General features: G+C 67.7%; 16 protein-coding genes. 8 read left to right on the top strand and 8 right to left on the bottom strand.

Annotation, left to right across the window (positions count from 1 at the left end; translation table 11 throughout):
* Positions 1–14: 14 nt before the first annotated feature.
* Both ACVOMH_RS04750 and grxC read right to left on the bottom strand, forming a co-directional pair.
* Entirely contained in the window at positions 15–407 is a 393-nt protein-coding gene (locus ACVOMH_RS04750) for a carboxymuconolactone decarboxylase family protein (protein WP_054657139.1), read from the bottom strand.
* Positions 404–700 (bottom strand): glutaredoxin 3, encoded by a 297-nt coding sequence (grxC, locus tag ACVOMH_RS04745; protein ID WP_054657137.1) that lies wholly within the window; start codon positions 698–700, stop codon positions 404–406. Before grxC ends, ACVOMH_RS04750 begins: the two co-directional genes overlap by 4 nt.
* Positions 701–851: 151 nt before the next feature.
* Here grxC and ACVOMH_RS04740 point away from each other — a divergent pair, with 151 nt between their 5' ends.
* The 8 genes from ACVOMH_RS04740 (at position 852) to lpxH (ending at position 10,893) form a co-directional block, all read left to right on the top strand.
* Complete coding sequence (locus ACVOMH_RS04740) at positions 852–2,504, top strand: M48 family metalloprotease (protein ID WP_481551209.1); 1,653 nt, start codon at positions 852–854, stop codon at positions 2,502–2,504.
* A 111-nt stretch (positions 2,505–2,615) separates the two neighbouring features.
* Positions 2,616–3,305: a phosphate regulon transcriptional regulator PhoB gene (gene phoB, locus ACVOMH_RS04735; RefSeq protein ID WP_054659077.1), complete on the top strand. Its 690-nt coding sequence runs from the start codon at positions 2,616–2,618 to the stop codon at positions 3,303–3,305.
* 62 nt (positions 3,306–3,367) lie between these two features.
* On the top strand, positions 3,368–4,708 hold the full coding sequence (gene phoR, locus ACVOMH_RS04730) for a phosphate regulon sensor histidine kinase PhoR (protein ID WP_481551208.1): 1,341 nt from the start codon (positions 3,368–3,370) through the stop codon (positions 4,706–4,708).
* The gene (ppk1, locus tag ACVOMH_RS04725) at positions 4,705–6,792 is read left to right on the top strand and encodes a polyphosphate kinase 1 (protein WP_481551207.1); all 2,088 of its coding nucleotides are present in this window, start codon (positions 4,705–4,707) and stop codon (positions 6,790–6,792) included. Before phoR ends, ppk1 begins: the two co-directional genes overlap by 4 nt.
* A 74-nt stretch (positions 6,793–6,866) precedes the next feature.
* The gene (gene ppx / locus ACVOMH_RS04720) at positions 6,867–8,387 is read left to right on the top strand and encodes an exopolyphosphatase (protein WP_481523061.1); all 1,521 of its coding nucleotides are present in this window, start codon (positions 6,867–6,869) and stop codon (positions 8,385–8,387) included.
* A gap of 90 nt (positions 8,388–8,477) precedes the next feature.
* A complete protein-coding gene (locus tag ACVOMH_RS04715) occupies positions 8,478–9,608 on the top strand; it encodes a glycosyltransferase family 4 protein (RefSeq protein ID WP_481551206.1) in 1,131 nt (376 codons plus the stop codon).
* Positions 9,595–10,131, top strand: a complete 537-nt coding sequence (locus ACVOMH_RS04710; protein WP_481522861.1) for a phosphatase PAP2 family protein — start codon at positions 9,595–9,597, stop codon at positions 10,129–10,131. Before ACVOMH_RS04715 ends, ACVOMH_RS04710 begins: the two co-directional genes overlap by 14 nt.
* 21 nt (positions 10,132–10,152) lie before the next feature.
* A complete protein-coding gene (lpxH, locus tag ACVOMH_RS04705; protein WP_481551205.1) occupies positions 10,153–10,893 on the top strand; it encodes a UDP-2,3-diacylglucosamine diphosphatase in 741 nt (246 codons plus the stop codon).
* 58 nt (positions 10,894–10,951) lie between these two features.
* On the opposite strand, the gene ACVOMH_RS04700 is transcribed toward lpxH, so the two are convergent.
* From ACVOMH_RS04700 to ACVOMH_RS04675, 6 genes are all read right to left on the bottom strand, one after another.
* Positions 10,952–11,401, bottom strand: coding sequence for a COG3650 family protein (locus tag ACVOMH_RS04700; protein ID WP_481522859.1), 450 nt, complete (start codon positions 11,399–11,401; stop codon positions 10,952–10,954).
* A 34-nt stretch (positions 11,402–11,435) separates the two neighbouring features.
* Complete coding sequence (locus ACVOMH_RS04695) at positions 11,436–11,876, bottom strand: DUF2628 domain-containing protein (RefSeq protein ID WP_054659399.1); 441 nt, start codon at positions 11,874–11,876, stop codon at positions 11,436–11,438.
* A gap of 219 nt (positions 11,877–12,095) precedes the next feature.
* A complete protein-coding gene (locus ACVOMH_RS04690; RefSeq protein WP_256202360.1) occupies positions 12,096–12,908 on the bottom strand; it encodes a ferritin-like domain-containing protein in 813 nt (270 codons plus the stop codon).
* Positions 12,909–12,938: 30 nt separating this feature from the next.
* Positions 12,939–14,405, bottom strand: coding sequence for an amidophosphoribosyltransferase (purF, locus tag ACVOMH_RS04685; protein ID WP_054659395.1), 1,467 nt, complete (start codon positions 14,403–14,405; stop codon positions 12,939–12,941).
* Positions 14,406–14,434: 29 nt separating this feature from the next.
* Positions 14,435–15,199: a CvpA family protein gene (locus ACVOMH_RS04680; protein WP_481551204.1), complete on the bottom strand. Its 765-nt coding sequence runs from the start codon at positions 15,197–15,199 to the stop codon at positions 14,435–14,437.
* Between the two features lie 64 nt (positions 15,200–15,263).
* A complete protein-coding gene (locus ACVOMH_RS04675; protein WP_481551203.1) occupies positions 15,264–16,268 on the bottom strand; it encodes an SPOR domain-containing protein in 1,005 nt (334 codons plus the stop codon).
* Positions 16,269–16,295 lie beyond the last annotated feature (27 nt).

The raw sequence follows: 16,295 nt of genomic DNA, 5'->3' as shown, positions 1-16,295 counted from the left end.
ACCAAGGTCTGGGTTCAGCCGTGGTCGTGCCCGGCCGGCGCCTGGGCCGCCCCGTTCTCGAGCTGGTCGAGGAAATCCACCGCCCGCCGCAGGTGCGGAATGACGATCGAGCCGCCCACCACCAGACCGACCGAGAAGGTCTCGAAGAACTCCTCGCGACTGACCCCGGCCTCCTTGCACTGGGCCACGTGGTAACTGATGCAGTCGTCGCAGCGCAGTACCAGCGAGGCGACCAGACCCAGCAGTTCCTTGGTCTTCACATCCAGCGCACCGGCCTGGTAGGTCTGGGTGTCCAGCGCGAAGAAGCGCCGCACCACCTGGTTGGGCTCGGCCAGGATGCGCTGGTTCATGCGCTGGCGGAATTCGGTGAATTCGGCCAGACGGTCCTTCTCGGTCCCGGCGCTCATGCGCCCTGCCCCGCCAGCAGCGGCTCGAGCTTGCCGGCACGATGCAGCGCCATCATGTCGTCGTAGCCACCGACGTGGACGTCGCCGACGAAGATCTGCGGCACGCTGGTGCGCCGGGTCAGCGCCATCATCTTCTCGCGCTCGGCCGGATCCAGGTCGATACGGACTTCGGTCCACGACTGGTTCCTGCTCTTCAGGAAGTTCTTGGCGGCCACGCAGTAAGGACACACGGCGGTGGAGTAGATGGTCACTGCAGGTGCGCCGGACACTGCGCCGGTGACGGGATTGCTCACAAGGAAACTCCTCGCTGGAAATGTTGTCCTTATATGGTAGCGGGCGCATGGATTTTCGATGCCACCGGCAGAACACTCTGGATTAACCTGCGCTTCACACCCCGCCGCCGCTTCCCCGTCATCCTCCGCCCAGTCCTACCGGAGTCACCGTTTGCGCCCGTTGCTGCTTGCCACCGCTTTGACCTTGGCTCTGGCCGCCCCGCCCGGCGCGGCCCAGGACACGAAACTGCCGGACATCGGTTCATCGGCCGGCGAGCTGCTCACGCCCGCCCGTCAGGCTGAATACGGCGGCATGATGCTGCGCGAGCTGCGCAACTACGGCTACCTGCTGGACGACCCCCTGATCGACGACTGGCTGCAGGGGATGGGCACCGGGCTGGGGGCCAACAGCGCGCAGCCGCGCCAGCCGTTCACGTTTTTCATGCTCAAGGACCGGCAGATCAACGCCTTCGCCACCCTGGGCGGCTACATCGGCGTGAATGCCGGGCTGGTGCTGACCGCCCAGCGCGAAGACGAGGTGGCCGCGGTGCTGTCCCATGAAATCGCCCACGTCACCCAGCAGCACGTGCTGCGCGGCGTGGAGCGCGCCCAGCGGGACCAGATCCCGATTCTGCTGGGCATGCTGGCGGCGGTGGTCGCCGCGCAACAGGCCGGGGGCAACTCCTCCGGAGACGCCACCCTGGCCGCGATCACCTCGGGTATGGGCCTGATGCAGCAGCGCCAGATCAATTTCACCCGCTCCAATGAATCGGAGGCCGATCGCCTCGGCATCCGCACCCTGGCCCACAGCGGCTATGACGTGGACGCGATGGCCGGCTTCTTCGAGCGCATGTCCGCGGCCATGCGCGGCAACGAGGGCGGCTACAGCACCCCGGATTTCCTGCGCACCCATCCAGTCAACATCACCCGCATCAGCGAGGCCAAATCCCGCGCCGAGCAGATGAAAAAAGACACCGTGCTGCTCACCACGCAGACGCCCACCGGCGTGCACCAGGAGCGGGTGAATCCGACCCTGCCGGATATCCGCGACCCGCTCGGTGCCGGCGGCAATCCGCTGCTGCCGAGCTCCCTGCAGCTGTCGCTGCCGGCCAGCAGCGTGGCCCGCGGCGCGAGCGGCCAGTTCGACTGGGCCCGCGAACGGCTGCGGGTGCTCAGCGCGCCGACGCCGTCGGAGCTGGTCCGCGAATACGAGGATCTGCGCCGCAGCCAGAAGGACGGCCTGGATGATCCGCAGCGCTACGGTGTGGCCATCGCGCAACTGCGGGACGGCGGCAGCAACACCCGGCAGGCGCTGGAGGATCTGCAGCAGCTGCACGCCACCTACCCGGACAACCTGTGGGTCAGCCTGGCCCTGGGCGAAGCCGAGTCGCGCAGCGGGAAGCGCACCGAGGCCAATCAGCGCTTCGATACGCTGCTGCAACGCCTGCCGCGCAACCGTGCGGTGGCGCTGACCTACGCCCAGGTACTCAACGAGCAAGGCGGCGCCGAGGCAGGCAAGCGCGCCCAGAGCATGCTGCGCCCGCTGCTGGCCCGCTCGGGCGATGACCCGGTGTTCCAGCGGCTGTTCGCCCGTGCCTGCGAACTGGCCGGAGACCCGGTGCGTGCCAGTGAGGCCTACGCCGAGGCCGCCTATCTGAATGGTCGCCCGGAACAGGCGCTGCTCCAGTTCGAGGCCCTGCTCAAACAGCCCGGACTGGATTACATCAGCCGCGCCCGCGTGAATGCGCGCATCGAGTCGATCATGCCCACGGTGCTGGAAATGCGCCGCCTGGGTGTGCGTGACCCGGACATGTCACGGAACTGAATCACGCCGCTGCGTACCGCCGCCGGAAGTCTCATCCGATGTCACAAACCGGTCATCAAACCGTAGTCTACTGGGCGCACTCCAGATTGATGGGCTCTACGGTAGGCACACGTGCAGAAACGCATCCTGATAGTCGACGACGAACCCGCGATCCGTGACATGGTCGCTTTCGCCCTGCGCAAGGGCGAGTACGACCCGGTCCACGCCGGCGATGCGCTGGAAGCGCAGACCGCCATCGCCGACCGGGTCCCGGACATGATCCTGCTGGACTGGATGTTGCCCGGCACCAGCGGCCTGGAACTGGCCCGGCGCTGGCGCAAGGAGGCCCTCACCCGCGACGTGCCGATCATCATGCTCACCGCCCGCGGCGAGGAGAACGACCGCGTCGGTGGGCTGGAAGCCGGCGTGGACGACTATGTGGTCAAACCGTTCTCCGCACGCGAGTTGCTGGCCCGCATCCGGGCGGTGATGCGCCGCACCCGCGATGACGATGAGGACGGCAGCGTGGCCATTGGCCCGATCCGCATCGACGGCGCTGCCCACCGGGTGTTCGCCGGCGAGGCGCCGGTGCCGATCGGCCCGACCGAATACCGCCTGCTGCATTTCTTCATGACCCATCCCGAACGCGTCTACACCCGTTCGCAGCTGCTGGACCACGTCTGGGGCGGCAGTGTGTATGTGGAAGAACGCACCATCGATGTGCACATCCGCCGCCTGCGCAAGACGCTGGAGCCGTTCGGTGCGGAGAACATGGTGCAGACCGTGCGCGGCGCCGGCTATCGCTTCTCGGCCTCCATCTGAGCGGCTTGATGCTATAACCAGCAGTCATTTCGACGGATCCATCCGCACCACCCGAGAACGCAATGCCCCGCCAATTCCGATCCGCCTGGTTGAAGACGCTGGCCGCCGTGGCCGCGCTTTTGTTGCTGGCCGGATTGCTGGGCGCACTGGTCGGCCACGTCGGGCTGACCGTCGCGGCCGCCGCGCTGGGAATCCTGGCGTGGCACTACTGGCGCCTGCGGCAGGTGCTGCTGCGCCTGACCGCGCGCCAGCGCTGGGAAACCATCAACGGCAATGGCGTCTGGAACGAACTGGACCGCCTGCTGTACCGCAACCAGCAGGAGATGCGCGCGCGCAAGCGGCGCCTGCTGCAGATGCTGCGCAGCTACCGCGCCGCCGCTGCCGCGCTGCCCGATGCGGTGGTGGTGGTGGACCGCAACACCCAGCGTGTGCAGTGGTTCAACGAGGCGGCGACCACCCTGCTCGGCCTGCAGCATCCGCACGACATGGGCGCGGCGCTGGTCGAACGCCTGCAGCCGCTGCCGCTGGCGCACTGGCTGGCCGGTGGCCGCAACGCCGAGCCGATCCTGGATGCCAACTCGCCGGTGGATTCGGGCATCCGCCTGCACTTGCGGCTGATTCCCTATTCGGACCACCACTGGCTGCTGGTCGCCCGCGACGTCACCAAGCTGCTGCATCTGGAGCAGGTACGCCGCGATTTCGTCGCCAATGTCTCGCACGAGCTGCGCACGCCCTTGACCGTGGTACATGGCTATCTGGACATGATGGAGCCGGAGGATTTCCCCGGGACCGGCCCGATGCTGATGGAGATGCGCAAGCAGTCCCAGCGCATGGCGCAACTGGTGGAAGACCTGCTGACGCTGTCGCGGCTGGAATCGCAGCAGCACACCGAACTCGAAACCGTGGCGATGACGCCGATGCTGGTGTCGCTGCGGCGCGAAGCCGAGGCGCACAGCCAGGGACGCCATACCATCAGGATCGAAGACAACGCCGGGGTGGACCTGGCCGGCTCCAACAAGGAACTGCACAGCGCCTTCTCCAACCTGGTCACCAACGCGGTGCGCTACACCCCGGCTGGCGGTCGCATCACCCTGACCTTTGCCCGCGAGAACGGCGGTGCGGTGCTCGCCGTCACCGATACCGGCTATGGCATTCCGGCCAGCCACCTGCCCCGCCTGACCGAGCGCTTCTACCGCGTGTCGAGCAGCCGTTCGCGCGAAAGCGGCGGCACCGGACTGGGCCTGTCCATCGTCAAACACATCCTCGGCCTGCACCAGGCACGCCTGGAAATCCGCAGTGAAGTCGGCCAGGGCAGCACCTTTGCCTGCCACTTCGATGCCGAACACGTCCGCCCGCGACCGTCTCCCCTGTCGCCAGCTCTCACGGAAGACCCCCCGGCATGACTCCTCCCGTTTCGCCTCCGTCGCCCACGTTTGTCAGCACCGATCCGCTGCGCGATCCGGCGCTGTATATCAACCGGGAACTGTCGCAGCTGGATTTCAATTTCCGCGTGCTGGCCCAGGCCATGGACGCGCAGGTGCCGCTGCTGGAACGGCTGCGCTTTCTGTGCATCTCCTGCACCAACCTGGATGAATTCTTCGAGATCCGCGCCGCCGCGGTACGCCACGCGCAGGAGTTCGGCCTGCCCCCGGCACCGGACGGCCTGGGCCCGCAGGCCATCCTCAGCGCGATCCACGACCGCGCCGCCGAACTGGTCGAGCAGCAGTACCACTGCTGGAACGAGGTGCTGCGCCCGGCACTGGCCGAGGCCGGCGTGGGCATCCTGCACAACCGGACCTGGACGCCGCGCCAGCGCCGCTGGCTGCGCGCCTATTTCCGCAACGAGATCATGCCGGTGCTCTCGCCGCTGGGACTGGACCCCTCGCACCCGTTTCCGAAGATCCTCAACAAGTCGCTGAACATCGTCGTGGTGCTCAAGGGCACCGATGCGTTCGGCCGCGCCGGCCACCTGGCGCTGGTACGTGCGCCGCGCTCGCTGCCACGCATCATCCAGCTGCCCGAATCGCTCGGCGGCCCGCAGAACTTCGTGCTGCTGTCGGCGGTGCTGTCGGCCTTCGTCGACGAGCTGTTCCCCGGCATGGATGTGCAGGGCGCCTACCAGTTCCGGGTCACCCGCAACTCCGAGCTGGTGGTGGACGAGGAGGAAGTGGAGAACCTGGCGCTGGCGCTGCGCGATGAACTGGCCGACCGCGGCTACCGGCCGGCGGTAAGGCTGGAGATCGCGCACGACTGCCCCAAGCCGATCATGCAGACCCTGCTGCAGAACTTCGGCCTGCCCGAAAACGCGGCCTACCGCATTGACGGCCCGGTCAACCTCAACCGGGTGATCCAGGTGTATGACCTGCTCACCCGGCCGGACCTGAAATACCCGCCGATGTCCCCGCGCGTGCTCAAGACCGCCGAGGGCATCTTCGAGAGCGTGGCCGGCAACGACATCCTGCTGCACCATCCGTTCGATTCGTTCAGCACCGTGCTGGACCTGATCCGCGAGGCTTCGGTGGATCCGAACGTGCTGGCGATCAAGCAGACGCTGTACCGCACCGGCAAGGATTCGGGGATTGTCGAGGCGCTGATCCAGGCCGCGCGCAACGGCAAGGACGTCACCGTGGTGGTCGAGCTGCGCGCGCGTTTCGACGAGGAGGCCAACCTCGGCCTGGCCGACCGCCTGCAGGACGCCGGCGTGCAGGTCGTCTACGGCGTGGTCGGTTACAAGACCCACGCCAAGATGCTGCTGATCGTGCGCCGCGAGGGCCGCAAACTGCGTCGCTACGTGCACCTGGGCACCGGCAACTACCACAGCGGCACGGCCCGCGCGTACACCGACCTGAGCCTGATCACCGCCAATGCCGACATCGGCAACGACGTGCACCTGCTGTTCCAGCAGCTGTCCGGGCTGGCGCCGAAGATGAAGCTCAAGTGCCTGCTGCAATCGCCCTTCACCCTGCATGCCGGGCTGATCAAGCGCATCGAGCGCGAGACCCGGCTGGCGCAGGAAGGCAAGCCGGCGCGCATCATCGCCAAGATGAACGCCCTCAACGAGGCCCAGGTGATCCGCGCGCTGTATGCCGCTTCGCAGGCCGGCGTGCAGATCGACCTGATCGTGCGCGGCGCCTGCACCCTGCGCCCCGGCGTCCCGGGTATTTCGGACAACATCCGCGTGCGCTCCATCGTCGGGCGTTTCCTGGAGCACAGCCGCGTGTACTGGTTCGGCAACAACGGCGCCCCGGAGCTGTTCTGCGCCAGCGCCGACTGGCTGGAACGCAACCTGCTGCGCCGCGTGGAAACCTGCTTCCCGATTCTCGATGCGGAGGTCGCCCGCCGCGTGTATCGCGAAACCCTGCAGAACTATCTGGATGACAACCTCAACGCCTGGGAACTGCAGGCCGACGGCCGTTACCGCAAGTGCGCGCCAGGCAACGGTGAACCGCCGCATTCGGCGCAGATGACGCTGCTGGCCGGCGTCTGAGCCGCCGGCCCGCAACGGCTGTCATCAACAGGTGACGGCCGCGCCCGGCCATCGGCTACCATTCCGCCATGCCACTGTCCTCCACGACTCCCCCGCCCCTGCAGGAAGGCGACCTGCTGGCCGCCATCGACCTGGGCTCCAACAGCTTCCACATGGTCATTGCCCGCTACCTGCTGGGGCAGCTGCGCGTGGTCGACCGCCTGCGCGAAACCGTGCGCATGGCCGATGGCCTGGACGGCAAAGGCGGGCTGTCACCGGAGGCCCGGCAGCGCGCGCTGGAATGCCTGGCCCGCTTCGGCCAGCGTATCCGCGACATCCCGCCGTTGCGGGTGCGCGCGCTGGCCACCAACACCGTGCGCAAGCTGCGCTCGCCGCTGGCGTTCCTGATGCCGGCTGAAACCGCGCTGGGCCACCCGATCGAAGTGGTCAGCGGCCGCGAGGAAGCACGCCTGATCTACCTGGGCGTGGCCCACGCGCAGCCACCGCACCCGGGCCAGCAGCGGCTGGTGATCGACATCGGCGGCGGCTCCACCGAATTCATCATCGGCCGCGGCTTCGAGACGATCGAACGTGAAAGCCTGCAGGCCGGCTGCATCGCCAGCACCCGCCGTTTCTTTCCCGGCGGCAAGCTGAGCAAGAAGCGCTGGAAGGACGCGCTGACCGAGATCGGCGCCGAGTTCCAGCCGTTTGCCGCCAAGTACAAGGTGCAGGGCTGGAACGAGGCGCTGGGTTCGTCCGGCACGCACAAGGCGATCAGCGACATGTGCGCGGCGATGAAGCTGAGCAAAGGGGCGATCACCGCCGAGGCGCTGCCGCTGCTGCGCGAGGAACTGCTGCGCGCCAAGCACATCGACGAGATCGACCTGCCCACGCTGTCCAACGAGCGCAGGCCGATCATCGCCGGTGGCATCCTCGTGCTGGAGGCGGCGTTCCAGGCGCTGGAACTGCAGAAACTGCAGGTCAGCAAGGCCGCGATGCGTGAGGGCATCCTCTACGACATTGTCGGCCGTGCCAGCGAGAACGACCTGCGCGATGAATCCGTCGCCGCGCTGATGCACCGCTACGGCATCGACAGCACGCAGGCGCAGCGCGTGGAGGCTACCGCGCAGCGTCTGTTCGAACAGGTCGCCCCCCTGTGGAATCTGGAAACCGATGATGCGCTGATGCTGGGCTGGGCCGCGCGCCTGCACGAGATCGGCCTGGCCATTGCCCACAGCGGTTATCACACCCATGGCAGCTACATCCTGGAGAACTCGGATATCGCCGGTTTCTCACGGCAGGAACAGCAGCTGCTGGCGGCCCTGGTACGCACCCACCGCCGCAACGTGCCCAAATCCGCCTTCGAGGCCCTGCCCGACCGCCTGCTGATGCCGGCCCGGCGCCTGGCCGCGTTGCTGCGCCTGGCCGTGCTGCTGCACCGTGCCCACGAAGCCGATCCGATTCCGACCCTGGAACTGTCGGCAGACGGTGACAACCTGTCGCTGGTACTGGCCCAGGCCTATATCGATGCCCGTCCGTTGCTGCGTGCGGACCTGATCGGCGAGGTCGACGGCATGACCGGCCTGGGTATCAGCTTCAAGCCATTCATCGCCTGAGCACGGGCCGGCTGTCACAACGCCGGCATCTGCGCGACATCCTGCCGCCACACCCGCCCGGCATCCTCCGCTCAAACGCCGGAGGCCGCCATGCGCTTTGCCATCGTCACCGAGACCTATCCGCCGGAGGTCAACGGCGTCGCCCTGACGGTACAGGGGCTGGAACAGGGCCTGCGCGCACGGGGCCATGCGGTGGAGGTGATCCGCCCGCGCCAGGGTGTGCATCCGGCCGCCACGCATGAACTTCTGGTGCATAGTGCGCCGCTGCCCCGCTATCCCGGCCTGCGCCTTGGCCTGCCCGCGCCGCGGCGGCTGGCCCGGCAGTGGCAGTGCCACCGCCCCGATGCGGTCTACATCGCCACCGAAGGCCCGCTGGGCTGGTCGGCGCTGCGCACCGCGCGGCGGCTCGGCATTCCGGTGGCCTCCGGGCTGCACACCCGCTTCGATGAATACCTGGCCGACTACGGCGCCCCCTGGCTGCGGGGCACCGCACTGGCATGGATGCGGCGCTTCCACAACCAGTGCCAGGCCACCCTGGTCCCCACCCGCGAACTGCAGCAGTTCCTGCAGCACAAGGGCTTCGTCCGCGCCCGCCTGCTGGCCCGCGCGGTGGATGGCCGCCAGTTCGATCCGTGCCAACGCGATCCTGCGCTGCGCGCCGACTGGGGCATCGAAGGCGAGGGGTTCGTGGCGATCCACGTCGGCCGGATCGCCGCCGAAAAGAACCTCGGGCTGGCGGTCAAGGCGTTCCGCCGGATCCAGCAGGTCCGGCCGCGGGCGCGGTTCGTCTGGGTGGGCGATGGCCCGCTGCGCGAGCGACTTGCGTATGAAAACCCGGACTTCATCTTCTGTGGCATCCAGCGCGGCCAGGCGCTGGCCCGGCACTTTGCCAGCGGTGACCTGTTCCTGTTCCCCAGCCGCAGCGAAACCTTCGGCAATGTGACCCTGGAGGCCATGGCCAGCGGCGTGGCGACGGTGGCTTTCAACTACGGCGCCGCAGGCGAGCATCTGCAAAACGGTCACAGCGGGGTGGCGGTGGACAACGAGCAGACCTTCATCGCCGCCGCCGTGCAGCTGGCCGGCGATGACGAGATGCGTGCCACGCTCGGCGCCAACGCCCGCCGCGCGATGCAGCGGCTGCATCCGGAACAGGTCGTGGCCCAGTTCGAGGCGCTGCTGCAGGAGCTGGCCGCGCAAAGGCACACCGATGCAGCCGCCTGAGGGCATCCTCGCCCGCGAGGCCCGCTGGTGCCGGCGGGCGAACCGCTACGGCCGCCGACGCGGTATCCGCACGCTGTTCTCGGTGCTGAGCCGGCTCGGTGACGGGGTGTTCTGGTATGTGCTGATGGTCGCGCTGGTGCTGGCCGACGGACTGGACGGGCTGCGCGCCGCCCTCCATATGGCGCTCACCGGTGCAGCAGCGCTGGCGCTGTACAAAGGGCTCAAGCGCTGGACCCGGCGCCCGCGTCCGTTCGCCGCCGACCTGCGCATCCGCGCCTGGATAGCGCCCCTGGACGAATACAGCTTTCCGTCCGGACACACACTGCATGCCGTGGCATTCACTTGGGTGGCGCTGACCTACTACCCGCAGCTGGCGCCGCTGCTGCTGCCGTTCTGCGCCGGCGTGGCGCTCTCGCGCGTGGTGCTGGGGCTGCATTATCCCAGCGACGTACTGGCCGCCACCGGCATCGGTCTGGGGCTCGGCGGCCTCTCCGTGCACCTCGCCCCCATGTCCGCCGGGTGAACAGCCCCTACAATGCGGAGCATGACGACACTGTTCATCTCCGACCTGCACCTGGACCCGAGCCGTCCGGCCATCACCGAGCTGTTCCTTGATTTCCTGCGTGACCAGGCGCGCCATGCCGAGGCGCTGTACATCCTCGGCGACCTGTTCGAAGCCTGGATCGGCGATGACACGCCCTCCAGCGCGGCCGATGCGGTGGCTACCGCCCTGCGCGCACTCCACGACGCCGGTATCCCGGTGTACTTCATCCGCGGCAACCGCGATTTCCTGCTCGGCAACGACTATGCCGCCCGTGCCGGCATGCGCATCCTGCCCGACCCGGCGGTGATCGAGCTGTACGGCAAACCGGTGCTGCTGCAGCACGGCGACCTGCTATGTACCGATGACACCGCCTACCAGGCCTTCCGCACACAGACCCGCGACCCGGCCTTCCAGGCCCAGTTCCTGTCGCAGCCATTGCAAGCCCGCATCGCCTTCGCCCAGCAGGCGCGGGCGGCCAGCCAGGCCCACCAGTCGGAAATGAAGGAAGGCGACCGCGCCCAGTTCGAAACCGTCACCGACGTGGCCCCGGCCGAAGTCGCTGCGACGTTCCAGCGCTACGGGGTGGACACCATGATCCACGGCCACACCCACCGCCCGGCGATCCATGCGCTGAAGGTGGGCGGACGCGATTGCACCCGCATCGTGCTGGGCGACTGGTACGAACAGGGCTCGGTACTGCGCGTGGAGGCCGATGGCTTCACGCTGGATGCGCTGGGCTAGACCTAAGCGCCACCTGGCCCAACAACGGAACGGCAGCCTCGCGGCTGCCGTTGCTGTTTCAGGGTGCGGGCACCGGCACCGCCGGATCTCGGGCGCAGCCTTTGAGGGTTTCCGCACCCAGCACAAACTCCGCCGTGTAGGGATGGGGCAGATCGGACATGCCATCCGAACAGGTCGCACGTTCGATGGTCAGGCGGAATGCGTCCTGCCCTTCACCGCCCTGCACCCGCAGGCGGCCGTCGCGCACCTCACGCGTCCCCTCGAAATGACGGGGGCTCTGCTGGGTGTCCGGGGTGGTGTAGTCCAGCGCCGCACCCTCCACGCGTACGCCCCAGAACGGCTCGGTACCGGAGGCCTGCAGAACGGCCGGATAGTCATCGGCAGCAGCCGCCGCGGTGATCGCGGAAGACGACGCGGAGGGCGCAGCGGCGACCGGTTCGGGCGCCTGCCGGGCACAGCCCAGCAGAGCCAGCATCGGCACGACCAGCCAGAGAGGCGAATGCTTCATTTCAGATCCTTGAGAGCAATGACGGACCTCAACCCTACAGCCACAGCGCCTGCTGCTGTATCACCCGCTGGTAATAGCTGATGTTGGCACGCGTTGCATAGAGGGCAGCGAAAACGTAACCGACACCGTTGGCGAACTTACCCAAGCCAATCAATTCCATAACCAGCACGCAGGTTATGGCGATGATTACGTACGCCAGCGCCTGCCGCCACAACCCTTTGGCCAGGAAGTAGAACGGCCCGAACAGAAAAGCGAGGATGTTGAACTGGATGCCGGCGCGCTCACCAAATGGCAGCTCTTTGAACCTGGGCAGCTTTGGTCCACCGGCGGCTTCTATCGTGCGGAAACGCCGCTTCCAGGTATCGGACACATCCGCCTGCGCAATGGCGTCGCGCTGCATGGCGCGTGGCGGTGAGGGTGGCTGCGCCACCGATGCCGGCGCTTGATAGGGATTGCTGTTGTATGGATCTGTCATCGCCCACTCCATTGCACGCAGCCCAGTGGCACCGACGTCGCCTCGTCGGCACGATCAACCGCGCCGATACTGGGCTGGGCCATGGATCAGGTCAAGGCGGAAGCTACCGGGCCGTGGTCGGGGGCGGCACGCCTCTGCGGACGACACAGCTTCATTCGCTGACAAGCAACGCCGTGCGCGCCGGCAGCGTCACCTGGCAACATCAGCAAGCGGCAGCGCTCAGCCCGCCTGCTCCACCAGATCGGCCAGTTCCTCGTCATCGAAGCCGGCCAGCAGCCGCGCCTCCAGATTGAACGGCCCGCGCAGATAGCCGTGGGCGTATTCGCCCAGCAGCTGCTTGAAGCGCTCACGCGGCTCGACGCCTTCGCGCTCGCAGTACCAGCGGTACCAGCGCGAACCGGCGGCGACATGCGCCACTTCCTCGCGCAGGATCACCTCCAGCACATCGGCGGTGGCGTCATCGCCCAGCGAGCGCAGTTTGCCGATCATCGCCGGGGTGACATCCAGCCCGCGCGCCTCCAGCACCCGCGGCACCAGCGCCATGCGCGCCAGCCCGTCATGCGCGGTCTTCTCGCACATCTCCCACAGGCCGTTGTGCGCGGGGAAATCGGCGTAGTCGTGGCCATGCGCCCGCAGCCGCTCGCGCAACAGCACAAAGTGGCGCGATTCATCGTCCGCGCAACTGACCCAGTCCGCATAGAAACTGCCCGGCAGGCCACGGAAGCGGTACACCGCGTCCCAGGCCAGATCGATTGCGTTGAGTTCGATATGGGCGATGGCGTGGATGAAGGCCGCGCGTCCTTCCGGCGAACCCAGCCCGCGTCGCGGCACGTCGCGCGGATGCACCAGCACCAGCTGCGGTGGCCGCCCCGGCATGCGGATCGGCTGCGGATCGGACGCCTGTGCCGGCAGCTTCAGTCCCCCGGCACGGAACCGCGCGGCGAAATGCTGGGTCAGCGCCACCTTGCGCAGCGGGTCGGCCTCGACCAGGCACAGTTGCGCGGCCTGCAGCAGATCATCGACCGCAGGCATGCCGGCGGCGGCACAACCGGTGTGCATGGATCAGGCGCGGCGCTGGTTCTTGGCTTCGTCCGAACGCAACTGCTGGATGCGTTCGAAGTAGCCCGACTCGATGCCGGTGACGTACTCGCCATTGAAGCAGGACGAATCGAAGGCCTTCAGCTCCGGGTTGCCCTCGCGCACGGCCGCTTCCAGGTCTTCCAGATCCTGGTAGATCAGCCAGTCGCAGCCCAGGTGCTTTTCGATGTCCTCGATGCTGCGCTCGTGGGCGATCAGCTCTTCGGCGGCCGGCATGTCGATGCCGTAGATGTTCGGGTAACGCACCGGCGGTGCGGCGCTGGCCAGGTAGACCTTGCGCGCGCCGGCGTCACGCGCCATCTGCACGATCTGCTGGCTGGTGGTGCCGCGCACGATCGAGTCGTCCACCAGCAGCACCACCCGGTTGCGGAACTCCAGATGGATCGGATTGAGCTTGCGGCGCACGGATTTCACCCGCTCGCCCTGCCCCGGCATGATGAAGGTGCGGCCGACATACCGGTTCTTGACGAAGCCTTCGCGGTACTTCACGCCCAGCACGTTGGACATTTCCAGGGCGGCGTCACGCGAGGTATCGGGAATCGGGATGATGGTGTCGATGTCATGGTCCGGACGCAGGCGCAGGATCTTCTCGCCCAGCTTCTGGCCCATGCGCATGCGCGCCTTGTGCACGGAGACGTTGTCGATCATCGAATCCGGGCGCGCGAAGTACACGTACTCGAAAATGCACGGGGTCTGCTGCGTGGTGGTGGCGCAGACCTCGGAAAACAGCTCGCCGCGCTCGGTGATCACCACCGCTTCGCCCGGCGCGACATCGCGCACGCGCTCGAAGCCCAGCACATCCAGCGCCACCGATTCGGAAGCGACGATGTACTCGTCACCTTCGGCATGGCTGCGCTTGCCCAGCACCAGCGGACGGATGCCATGCGGATCGCGGAACGCCACCAGACCCAGGCCCAGCACCACGCTGACCACGGCATAGCCGCCCTTGCAGCGACGGTGCACACCGGCCACCGCGCGGATCGCCGCTTCCGGGGTCAGCATGCGCTGCGCGTCCAGCTCATAGGCGAACACGTTCAGCAGCACTTCGCTGTCCGAATCGGTGTTGATGTTGCGGCGATCAGCCTCGAACACCTGCTTGCGCAGCGCTTCGGTGTTAATCAGGTTGCCGTTGTGCGCCAGCGCGATGCCGTAGGGCGAATTGACGTAGAACGGCTGCGCCTCGTCGGTGCCCTCCGAACCGGCGGTGGGATAGCGCACGTGGGCGATGCCGATGCGCCCCTTCAGCACCTGCATGCGGCGCTCGTCGAACACGTCGCGCACCAGGCCATTGGCCTTCTCCACGCGCAGACGGGTGCCATCGACCGTGGCGATACCGGCCGCATCCTGGCCACGATGCTGGAGGACGGTCAGACCGTCATAGAGCTGCCCGGCGACGTTCTGGTTGCCGACGATTCCGACGATGCCACACATGTTGCGCGATCTCCGCTGGGCGATGCCCGTTAACGTGAAGGTGGCCGTACCTGGCCGGGGGACTCGACCCGTGCCGGATCGGGGTGACCCGGGCGCACCTGCGCCGGATCGATATTGGAAGGCAACGCCTTCGCCGGGTCCTGGTCGTCTGCATCCGCGGCCTGGCCAGTGGCACCTGTCAGCGCCCTGGACACCACCTGCGACAGCACGCCGCCCTTCATCATCTCGTTCAGGGCCGCATTATCGCCTGCGATGGGCAACTTGCCCACGTCCAATCGCGCATCCTTGCCCGGCTCCGGCGCAGACAGTCCGCCCACGTCCACCTCCGGCATCTGGAAGTCCGGCAATTGCGCACGCATCCAGCCGGTAGCCGGCAGCAGCAACGGCAACAGCAGGGATTGCTGCCACGCGGCTTCGCGCGGCATCGGCGTGAAGCCCATCAGCAGGATCAGGAGGCAGCTGAAAAAGGCACCGCGCAGCGCGCCCAGCGCAAATCCCAGCGCACGGTCGGTACCGGTCAGCCGGGTCGCCTGGACGAGGCTGCGCACCGCCATGCCCAGCAGCGCCACCAGCACCATCGCGCCGATGAACACCAGCACATAGCCGCCGAGGTAATTGGTCATCGAGGGCTGCGCGCCTTCGGCCAGCCAGTGCGCGGCGCGATCGCCGAACTGGAAGGCCGCCCAGCCGGCCAGCAGCCACGAAACGGTGCCGACCACGATGCCGACGAAACCTTTCATCAGGCCCAGCAGGGCCGACACCCCGATCACCGCCAGCAGCAGCAGGTCGATCATGCGCCACCTGCGGCGCGTGGCCGGGCCGGCAAGCGGGCGACGGGAGCGCTCAGGTCAACGCGCATCAGGGATGCGGTCGGACCATGCCGGCGATACCCACTTTGGCGGCGACCTGCGCCTTGAGCTGCTCGGCATCGGCGCGGCTGGCCACCGGGCCGACCCGCACGCGGTTCAACACGCCGCTGTCGGTGCGCACCTGCTCGACGAAGGCGCTGAAACCGGCCGCCCGCACCTTGTCGCGCAGCGCATTGGCATCGGCAGCCTGGCCGAACGCGCCCAGCTGCACGGCGAACCCGACCGAACTGGCCGCCGGAACCGTCGGCTTGGGCGCCGCTGCCGGAGCAGGCGTGACGGCGACCGGTTTGGCCGGTGCGGGTTTGGGCGCTTCCGGCTTCGGCGCCGGTTTGGATTCGGGTTTGGGCGCGGCAGCAACCGGCTTGGCCGGTTCGGGCGGCAAGGTCTCGGTCCGCACCGGTGCCGGCGGCGGGGCGGCGGCCGGGGTACTGGCCACCGCCTCGGGCGCCGTGGCCGCATCGGCATTGAGCACGACCACCTGCGCGTTCACATCGTTGCGCACCTTGCCCGCTTCCAGACGCACCAACTCGGCCTGCGCGCGATCGGCATACGGACCGATGCGCACGCGCCAGGCCTGGCGGCCGTTGATGGTGTCGGCCTGGCGGAAGCCCGGCAGATTGGATTTCTTCAGGTGGGCGATGACCGCATCGGCATCGGCCTCGGTGGCGTAGGCGCCAAAGTTCACCGCGTAGTTGCCCGCCGCCGTTGCCGGCGGCAGCTCGGCACCCGGCTGCCCGGTGGACGGCGCGGCGGCGGCCGTTTCCGGCTGCGCGGCGGGCATACCCAGTGCGCCACCGGGCGGCGCACTCGGCGTCACCAGCGGCAGCTCACGGGTTTCGAACTGGCCCTCGGACGGCGCGATCGGCGCCTTCAGCGGCACGTCCTGCACACCACTGTCCGGCGCCGGTCCTTTGACCAGCATCGGCAGGAAAATCACGGCCAACGCCACCAGAACGATGGCACCAATCAGTCGCTGTTTCAGAGGAGTTTCCACAGATGGCGTACAAGCGGCGCGGCGGAA

It is taken from the genome of Stenotrophomonas sp. STEN013 (genome assembly GCF_056760355.1).
The sequence above is the reverse complement of the archived record's forward strand: the minus strand, read 5'-3'. Positions and strand labels throughout refer to the sequence as shown.